This is a genomic window from Nocardioides euryhalodurans (assembly GCF_004564375.1).
Lineage (GTDB): Bacteria > Actinomycetota > Actinomycetes > Propionibacteriales > Nocardioidaceae > Nocardioides > Nocardioides euryhalodurans.
On record NZ_CP038267.1, the window covers coordinates 564,769 to 572,500 of the forward strand.

Annotated in this window: 7 protein-coding genes and 2 rRNA genes (1 of these 9 cut by a window edge); 1 reads left to right on the plus strand and 8 read right to left on the minus strand. The window is 71.3% G+C overall.

From position 1 onward, the window contains the following. Positions 1-18: 18 nt before the first annotated feature. From recN to EXE57_RS02665, 5 genes are read right to left on the minus strand one after another with little or no spacing between them, the layout of a single operon-like run. Entirely contained in the window at positions 19-1,713 is a 1,695-nt protein-coding gene (gene recN, locus EXE57_RS02650) for a DNA repair protein RecN (RefSeq protein WP_135073760.1), read from the minus strand. Next, positions 1,706-2,656 carry an NAD kinase gene (locus tag EXE57_RS02655; protein ID WP_208543041.1) on the minus strand — a complete coding sequence of 317 codons (951 nt, stop codon included), beginning with the start codon at positions 2,654-2,656 and terminating at the stop codon, positions 1,706-1,708. Before EXE57_RS02655 ends, recN begins: the two co-directional genes overlap by 8 nt. Continuing rightward, on the minus strand, positions 2,656-3,495 hold the full coding sequence (locus tag EXE57_RS02660; RefSeq protein WP_135073762.1) for a TlyA family RNA methyltransferase: 840 nt from the start codon (positions 3,493-3,495) through the stop codon (positions 2,656-2,658). The genes EXE57_RS02655 and EXE57_RS02660 overlap by 1 nt, the downstream gene beginning before the upstream one ends. Before the next feature lie 6 nt (positions 3,496-3,501). Then, entirely contained in the window at positions 3,502-3,672 is a 171-nt protein-coding gene (locus EXE57_RS19580) for a hypothetical protein (protein WP_167305794.1), read from the minus strand. Between the two features lie 10 nt (positions 3,673-3,682). Further along, a complete protein-coding gene (locus EXE57_RS02665) occupies positions 3,683-4,672 on the minus strand; it encodes an HAD-IIA family hydrolase (RefSeq protein WP_244246962.1) in 990 nt (329 codons plus the stop codon). A 75-nt stretch (positions 4,673-4,747) separates the two neighbouring features. Between EXE57_RS02665 and EXE57_RS02670 the strand changes: the two genes are divergently transcribed. Then, positions 4,748-5,866: a DUF1015 family protein gene (locus EXE57_RS02670; protein ID WP_135073764.1), complete on the plus strand. Its 1,119-nt coding sequence runs from the start codon at positions 4,748-4,750 to the stop codon at positions 5,864-5,866. Here the strand turns inward: EXE57_RS02670 and EXE57_RS02675 are convergent. From EXE57_RS02675 to EXE57_RS02685, 3 genes are all read right to left on the minus strand, one after another. Further along, complete coding sequence (locus tag EXE57_RS02675) at positions 5,841-6,191, minus strand: single-stranded DNA-binding protein (RefSeq protein WP_135073766.1); 351 nt, start codon at positions 6,189-6,191, stop codon at positions 5,841-5,843. The genes EXE57_RS02670 and EXE57_RS02675 overlap by 26 nt on opposite strands. A 162-nt stretch (positions 6,192-6,353) precedes the next feature. Further along, positions 6,354-6,470, minus strand: a 5S ribosomal RNA gene (gene rrf / locus EXE57_RS02680). A 126-nt stretch (positions 6,471-6,596) separates the two neighbouring features. Next, a 23S ribosomal RNA gene (locus tag EXE57_RS02685) occupies positions 6,597-7,732 on the minus strand; it runs 2,010 nt beyond the window's last position.

Sequence of the window (7,732 nt, forward strand, 5' to 3'; positions counted from 1 at the left end):
CCGTGGTGGTTCGGCGCGTCAGCCCGCGGCGCGTGAGGAGAGGGCTGTCTCGAGCAGCTCCCGGGCATGGGCCAGTGCGGTGTCGGACTCGCTCAGCCCGGCCATCATCCGGGAGAGCTCACGCTCCCGAGCGGCGTCGTCGAGCACGGTCAGACCGGAGCTGGTGACGGTCCCGTCGCTGGCCTTGGTGACGACCACGTGCCGGTCCGCGAAGGCCGCGACCTGGGGCAGGTGGGTCACGACGAGCACCTGCGCGGAGCGGGCCAGGCGCGCGAGCCGTCGGCCGACCTCGACCGCGGCGGTGCCCCCGACCCCGGCATCGACCTCGTCGAAGACGAACGTGGGTGCTGGTCCAGTCCCGGCGAGGGCCACCTCGAGCGCCAGCATCACCCGCGACAGCTCGCCTCCCGACGCGCCCTTCGCCAAGGGTCGGGGGTCGGCGCCGAGGTTGGCGGCCAGCCGGATCTCGACCTCGTCGCGCCCGGAGGAACCGAAGCGCTCCCCCGTGGTGACCGCGACCTCGACCCGGGCGTGGGGCATCGCCAGGTCGCTCAGCTCGGAGGTCACCTCGGTCCCGAGACGCCCGGCTGCCTCGACGCGGGCGGCCGAGAGCTCAACGGCGACGGCGGTCAGCTCGCCGTGGAGCTGCTCGCGCCGGGCGCGCAGCACCTCGATCCGCTCGTCGGTGCCGTCGAGCTCGAGCAGCCGCTGACCGGAGCGCTCCTGCCAGGCCAGCACCTCGTCGGCGGTCTCGCCGTACTTGCGGGTGAGCGCCACCAGCGCCGCGCGACGCTCGGACACGGCAGCGAGCCGCGCCGGGTCCGTCTCCAGCGCCGAGGCGTAGGAGGCCACGTCGGCCGCCAGGTCGGCGAGGACGTAGGACAGGTCGGCCACCCGGTCGGCGAGGCCGGCCGCTTCCGGGTCGTGGTCGCGGACGCTCTCGAGCGCCGCGCGCGCTGCCGCGACCGCCCCGAGCGCGTCGGGCCGGTCGAGGTCGCTGGACAGTGACTCCCGGGCGCCCTCGGCCGCGGTCCGGAGCGAGTCGGCGTGGCCGAGCCGCGCCTCCTCGGCAGCCAGCTCGCCGTCCTCCCCCGGCTGCGGCTCCACCGCGCCGATCTCCTCGAGCCCGAACCGCAGCAGGTCGGCCTCCCGGGCCCGGTCACGAGCATGGGTGGTGACGTCGTCGAGCTCCTGCTCGGTCGCCCGGAGGTCGGCGTGGAGCGCCTGGTAGCGCGCCAGCGGCTCCGCCACGGGCTCGCCCGCGAACCGGTCGAGGGCGCCCCGCTGGGCCGCCGGTCGCAGCAGCCGGTGCTGGTCGGACTGCCCGTGGACCGCCACCAGCGGCTCGGTGAGCTCGGCCAGCCTCGCGACCGGGACCGAGGCGCCGCCCGCGAACGCCCGTGATCGTCCTTCGGCACTGACCGTGCGACCGAGGACGACGCGGTCCTCCTCGACCTCGCCGCCGACCGCGTCGACCGCCGCCCCGAAGTCGGGCAGCGACCCCACCACGACCGTGCCCTCCACCCGCGCGGTCCGCGCGCCGGTCCGGACGGCGCCGCTGTCGGCCCGTCCCCCGAGCAGCAGGCCGAGCGCGGTGACGATCATGGTCTTGCCCGCCCCGGTCTCACCGGTGATCACGGTCAGGCCCGGGCCGAGCTCGAGCGCGGAGGAGTCGATGACCCCCAGCGACTCGATCCGGATCTCCTCAAGCATCGCGGTCCTCGGCCTGGCGACGCCGCTCCCCCGCGCCCCGCCACCCCTCGACCGACAGGCCGAACTTGGCCACGAGCCGGTCGGTGAACGGTGCCTGGTGGAGCCTGACCAGGCGGACCGGACGAGCGCCCCGGCGTACCTCGATCCGGGCGCCGGGTGGCAGGTCCACGGTACGGCGGCCGTCGCACCACAGCACGCCCGCTCCCTCGGTGCCGGAGAGCACCTCGACGGCGACCAGCGAGGTCGGCGCCACGACGAGCGGCCGCGCGAAGAGCGCGTGCGCGCTGAGGGGGACGACGCAGAGCGCCTCGACCCCCGGCCACACGACGGGGCCGCCGGCACTGAAGTTGTAGGCGGTGGACCCGGTGGGCGTCGCGCACACGACTCCGTCACAGCCCCACCGGGACAGCGGGCGACCGTCGATCTCGAGCACGACCTCGAGCATCCGCTCCCGCGCGGCCTTCTCGACGCTCGCCTCGTTGAGGGCGAAGGTGCTGGTCACGACGTCGCCGTCGTGGTGGACGGTCACGTCGAGGGTCAGCCGTTCCTCGGTGGTGTAGTGGCGCCCGGCGATGGCCTCGATGGTGGACTCCACGTCCTCGACCTCGGCCTCGGCGAGGAAGCCGACGTGACCGAGGTTGACGCCGAGCACGGGTGTGCCGTTGGGATGCGCCAGCTCGGCGGCGCGCAGGATCGAGCCGTCGCCGCCGACGACCACCACCAGCTCGCACCCGCGTCCGGCCGCAGCCGTCGCCTCGGCGAGCTCGAGGAGGGGGCCGGCGGCCTCCGGCCCGGCCAGGCCGAGGTCGACGGCCTCGTCCGCGAGCAGGCGTACGACGATGCCGTGCTCGTGGAGGCCGCGCACCAGCGCGTGGGCGATCTCACGGGCCTCGTCACGCGCGGTGTGGGCGACCAGCAGCACGCGGCGGGTCTCGGCTGGGATCACGGATCCACCCTCTCACCCGGCACCGACGTACCGGTGCCTGCCCGGACGACGCGGTCCCGCGCGTCCGCGGCGAGCCGGGTCGGCCCGTGGCGCAGCCAGAGGAAGAACTCCACGTTGCCCGAGGGACCGGGCAGCGGGCTCGGGGTCACGGCCACGGTGCCCCAGCCGCGGGACTCCGCTGCCGCGGCCACCGTCGCCACGGCCTCCACCCAGAGCTCCGGCTCGCGGACGACCCCGCCCTTGCCGACGCGCTCGCGGCCGACCTCGAACTGCGGTTTCACCATCAGGGCCAGGTCGCCGTCGGGGCTCGTCACCGCCAGCAACGCGTCGAGGACCAGCGTGAGGGAGATGAACGACAGGTCGCCCACGACGAGGTCGACGGGTGTCCCGACCACGTCGAGGGAGAGCTCGCGGATGTTGGTGCGGTCGTGCACGACGACCCGCTCGTCCTGCCGCAGCGGCCAGGCGAGCTGGCCGTACCCCACGTCGACCGTGACCACCTCGCGCGCACCCCGTCGGAGCAGCACGTCGGTGAAGCCCCCGGTCGAGGCACCGGCATCGAGGCACCGACGGCCCTCGACCGTGAGCCCGCCGGGCGCGAACGCGTCGAGGGCCCCGGCCAGCTTGTGGCCGCCACGGGAGACGTAGTCGGGGCGTCCGGGGTCGTCGCGGACCACGATGGCCACGTCGGTCGTGACCCCCGTGGCTGGCTTGGTGGCGCGGGCGCCCGAGACCGTCACCCGGCCGGCGGCGACGAGCTCGCTGGCGTGCTCACGGGAGCGCGCGAGCCCGCGTCGGACCAGCTCGGCGTCCAGGCGCAGGCGTCGTGGGCCCACGACGGCTCAGTGGGCGCCGTCGAGGGCGCGGCGCAGCTGCTCGTGGGCCGCCTCGAAGACGGGCGGGTGCTCCGCGACCGGCACGTCGTCGAGTGCCTCGACCGTCTCCAGCACGGCGTCGACCTCCGCGACCCCGGTCCGGACCGGCTCACTGCTCTCGGGACGCGTCTCGCTCATGGCGCCGAGGCTACCCGGCCGGGTCCGTCCCGGGCGGGACCAGCCCATGGGTGTCCACAGGCCGCGTCGTGTCGTCGCGGAACTGCCACGACGCGCTCGCCACCACCCGCCACCAGTCGTCCCGGTCGCCGTCCCCCGTCACCTCCAGCCGACCGCCGTCGACGCGGGCGGTCCAGCCCCCCAGGGTCCAGCCGTCCGGGTGCCGCTCGGGCAGCGGGTGGGCGTCGAACAGGCCGCCCAGGTCCGTCGCGACGTACGTCGGTCGCAGCGTCGGCCGGGCTGCCGCCAGCTCCTCGAGCCCGGTGACGCCGGTGAGCACCAGCAGCGAGTCGACGCCGCTGTGGTGGCCGGCCTCGATGTCGGTGTCGAGCCGGTCGCCGACCATCAGCGGCCGCTCGCCCCCGACCCGCCGGACCGTCTCCCGCAACAGCGGGGGGTGCGGCTTGCCCGCCACCACCGGGTCGACCCCGGAGAACCTCGACACCAGCTCGACGAGGGCGCCGTGTCCGGGCGAGATTCCCTCGGGGGTGGGCAGCGTCAGGTCGGTGTTGCTCGCGACCCACGGGAGACCCGACCTCACGAGGGTCGCCGCCCGCATCACCTCGCGCCACCGCACGTCGGGTCCGAACCCGCTGACGATCGCCACCGCCCGGTCGTCGTCGACGGCGACCGGCACCAGGCCGACCTCCGTGAGCGCCTCCCGCAGCCCGAGCGCCCCGAGGACGGACACCGGCGCCCCCTCGCCGTACCGGTCCAGCAGCACCCGTGCCGCGGCCTGCGCCGAGGTGACGACGTCGGTGCTGCTGGCCGGCATGCCGAGCCCGCTGAGCTTCTCGGCCACCGCAGCCGGGGGACGCGAGGCGTTGTTCGTGACGAAGGCGACGTGGACACCCGCCGAACGCACCCGCGCGAGGTGGTCGGGGGCCCCCCGGACGGCGTGCTCGCCGACGTAGAGGACGCCGTCGAGGTCGAACATCACCAGGTCGTGGACCTCGACCAAGGGTCGTCGCGATGCTCCGAGCACTGGCACGCACCTCCGATCCCGGTCGTCGCACGCGCACCCTACGATGCTCCGATGGACTCCGGCGCCCCCGACTCCCCAGCCGGCGTCGCCGGGCCGCTGAGGTTCGCGCCCTTCCGGGCGCTGATGCTCTCCTCCCGCCGGGTCGGTGACCCGGCTTCGGCCCGGGCCTTCGCCCGTCCCTACCGCGGCGTCACCGAACGCCTGCGACGGTGGGAACGCCAGGGGCATCTGGTCCACGACGCCGACGCCGCGCTCTACCTCCACGAGTACACCGCCAACGGTCTCACCGTCCGCGGCCTCGTCGGTGCGCTCGACGTCTCGGAGCGGGCGTCCGAGCCAGGCGGTCGTGTGGTGCTCCCCCACGAGGGCGTCGAGCCCCAGCAGAGTGCCGAGCTCGCCGAGCGCATGCACCAGATGCGGCTCAACCCCGCTCCGATCCTCCTCGTCCACCGTGGCCCCGCCGAGGTCCGGGCGGTCGTCCACGACGTGGTCGCCGGTCGACCCCGGGCGGAGTTCACCGATCGCAGCGAGCGCTTCAACCGGGTCTGGGCGATCCGTGATCCCCTCCAGCTGGCCTCGCTGGCCACCCACCTGGCCGACTGCCGGGTCCTCCTCGCCGACGGGCACCACCGCTACGCGGCGTACCTCCAGATGCAGCAGGCCCACCCGGGGACCGCCGCCGACCGGGGCCTGGCGATGCTGGTCGACCAGGACGACACGCCGCTGTTCCTGGGCGCGATCCACCGGACGCTGACCCACACGTCGCTGCGCGACGTACGACGGGCGGTCGACGGGCTGGCGTCCTTCGCAGAGGCGACCGAGCAGCAGGCCATGGCCGCGCTCGGCCCGAGCACGCTCGTGCTGACCGACGGCACCGACTGGGCCAGGATCGAGCTGCGGCTCAGCCCGGGTCGAGCCGCCGTGGAGATGCTGCACGAGGAGCTCGTCCCCCGGCTCCCACCGGCGCGCCGCCAGGTCGCCTACCACCACTCGGTCGAGGAGACCCTGGCTCACGTGCCCCCAGGCGGCGTGGGCGTCCTGATGCCGGCCCCGGACTTCGACCTGGTCGACCAGATCGTCACCGGCAACCGGCTGCTGCCCGAGAAGGCCACGTCCTTCCAGCCCAAGCCCGGGCTCGGAGTGCTCATGCGCTCCCTGCTCGACGAGTGATCCGGGCGCTGGTCACCTCCACCTCCACCCGCGACGCCGTCGCCCCACCGCTCCGGAAGAACCGGCGCCGCAGCGCCCCCTCCACCTCGACGAGGTCGCCGTCCGCCCACCGTGCGACCGTGTGACGCGGTCGCCCGCCCCACACGGCACAGTCGACGACGTCGACGGTCTGGCGTCCCCGTGGTTGGGCGCGCGGCACCACGAGGCGGAATGACCACATGCGGTCCCCGCTCGGCATCTCGCGCTGCTCCGGATCGCCCGACACACGGCCGCTGAGCCGTACCTGGTTGTCGGGCCGCTGGTCATCGGACACGGTCTGGGCCATGGGTCATCACCTCGCGACCAGCCTCCCCGCCGGCACCCCCACCACGGGCTCAGCGAGTGATCCCCTGTGGAGTACCCGGTGTCAGGGCCGCTTGTGGACGCCTCCTGGTCCGGAAATGCCAACGAGGGCCACCCATTGCTGGGTGGCCCTCGTCGAAAGGATGTCCGGCGGCGTCCTACTCTCCCACAGCCTCTCGGGTGCAGTACCATCGGCGCTGAACGGCTTAACTTCCGGGTTCGGGATGGGTCCGGGTGTTTCCCGTTCGCTATGGCCGCCGTAACTCTGTTGACCAACTCTTCTGTTGTTTGTTCCGCCCCGGTGAGCTGTTGTGGCTGCTCGGGGTGGGTTTGTTGGTCGGGATCTGGGTAGTGGACGCGAACACGCAGTAATTGTTCTGGTGGTGTGTGGGACAAGCCCTCGGCCTATTAGTACCGGTCGGCTGGGCATTGCTGCTGTACACCTCCGGCCTATCAACCCACTGTTCTGGTGGGGGCCTTACCCCCTCGAGGGGGTGGGAAACCTCATCTTGAAACGTGCTTCCCGCTTAGATGCATTCAGCGGTTATCACTTCCGAACGTAGCTAACCAGCGGTGCCCCTGGCGGGACAACTGGCACACCAGAGGTTCGTCCATCCCGGTCCTCTCGTACTAGGGACAGCCTTTCTCAAGTTTCCTGCGCGCGCGGCGGATAGGGACCGAACTGTCTCACGACGTTCTAAACCCAGCTCGCGTGCCGCTTTAATGGGCGAACAGCCCAACCCTTGGGACCTACTCCAGCCCCAGGATGCGACGAGCCGACATCGAGGTGCCAAACCATCCCGTCGATATGGACTCTTGGGGAAGATCAGCCTGTTATCCCCGGGGTACCTTTTATCCGTTGAGCGACCACGCTTCCACATGCCGTGGCCGGATCACTAGTTCCGACTTTCGTCCCTGCTCGACATGTCTGTCTCACAGTCAAGCTCCCTTGTGCACTTACACTCGCCACCTGATTGCCAACCAGGCTGAGGGAACCTTTGAGCGCCTCCGTTACTCTTTAGGAGGCAACCGCCCCAGTTAAACTACCCATCAGGCACTGTCCCTGAACCAGATCATGGTCCTAGGTTAGACATCTAGTACGACCAGAGTGGTATTTCAACGTTGACTCCGCCCCAACTGGCGTCGAGGTTTCACAGTCTCCCACCTATCCTACACAAGCCGAACCAAACACCAATACCAAACTATAGTAAAGGTCCCGGGGTCTTTCCGTCCTGCCGCGCGTAACGAGCATCTTTACTCGTAGTGCAATTTCGCCGAGTCCATGGTTGAGACAGCGCCCAAGTCGTTACTCCATTCGTGCAGGTCGGAACTTACCCGACAAGGAATTTCGCTACCTTAGGATGGTTATAGTTACCACCGCCGTTTACTGGGGCTTAAATTCTGAGCTTCACCCACAAGTGAGTTGACTCGTCCTCTTAACCTTCCAGCACCGGGCAGGAGTCAGTCCGTATACATCGTCTTACAACTTCGCACGGACCTGTGTTTTTAGTAAACAGTCGCTTG

Coding starts and splice junctions, on each gene's coding strand:
- recN (WP_135073760.1), bottom strand. CDS start 1,713: ATGCTTGAGGAGATCCGGATCGAGTCGCTGGGGGTCATCGACTCCTCC.
- EXE57_RS19580 (WP_167305794.1), bottom strand. CDS start 3,672: ATGAGCGAGACGCGTCCCGAGAGCAGTGAGCCGGTCCGGACCGGGGTC.
- EXE57_RS02670 (WP_135073764.1), top strand. CDS start 4,748: ATGGACTCCGGCGCCCCCGACTCCCCAGCCGGCGTCGCCGGGCCGCTG.
- EXE57_RS02675 (WP_135073766.1), bottom strand. CDS start 6,191: ATGGCCCAGACCGTGTCCGATGACCAGCGGCCCGACAACCAGGTACGG.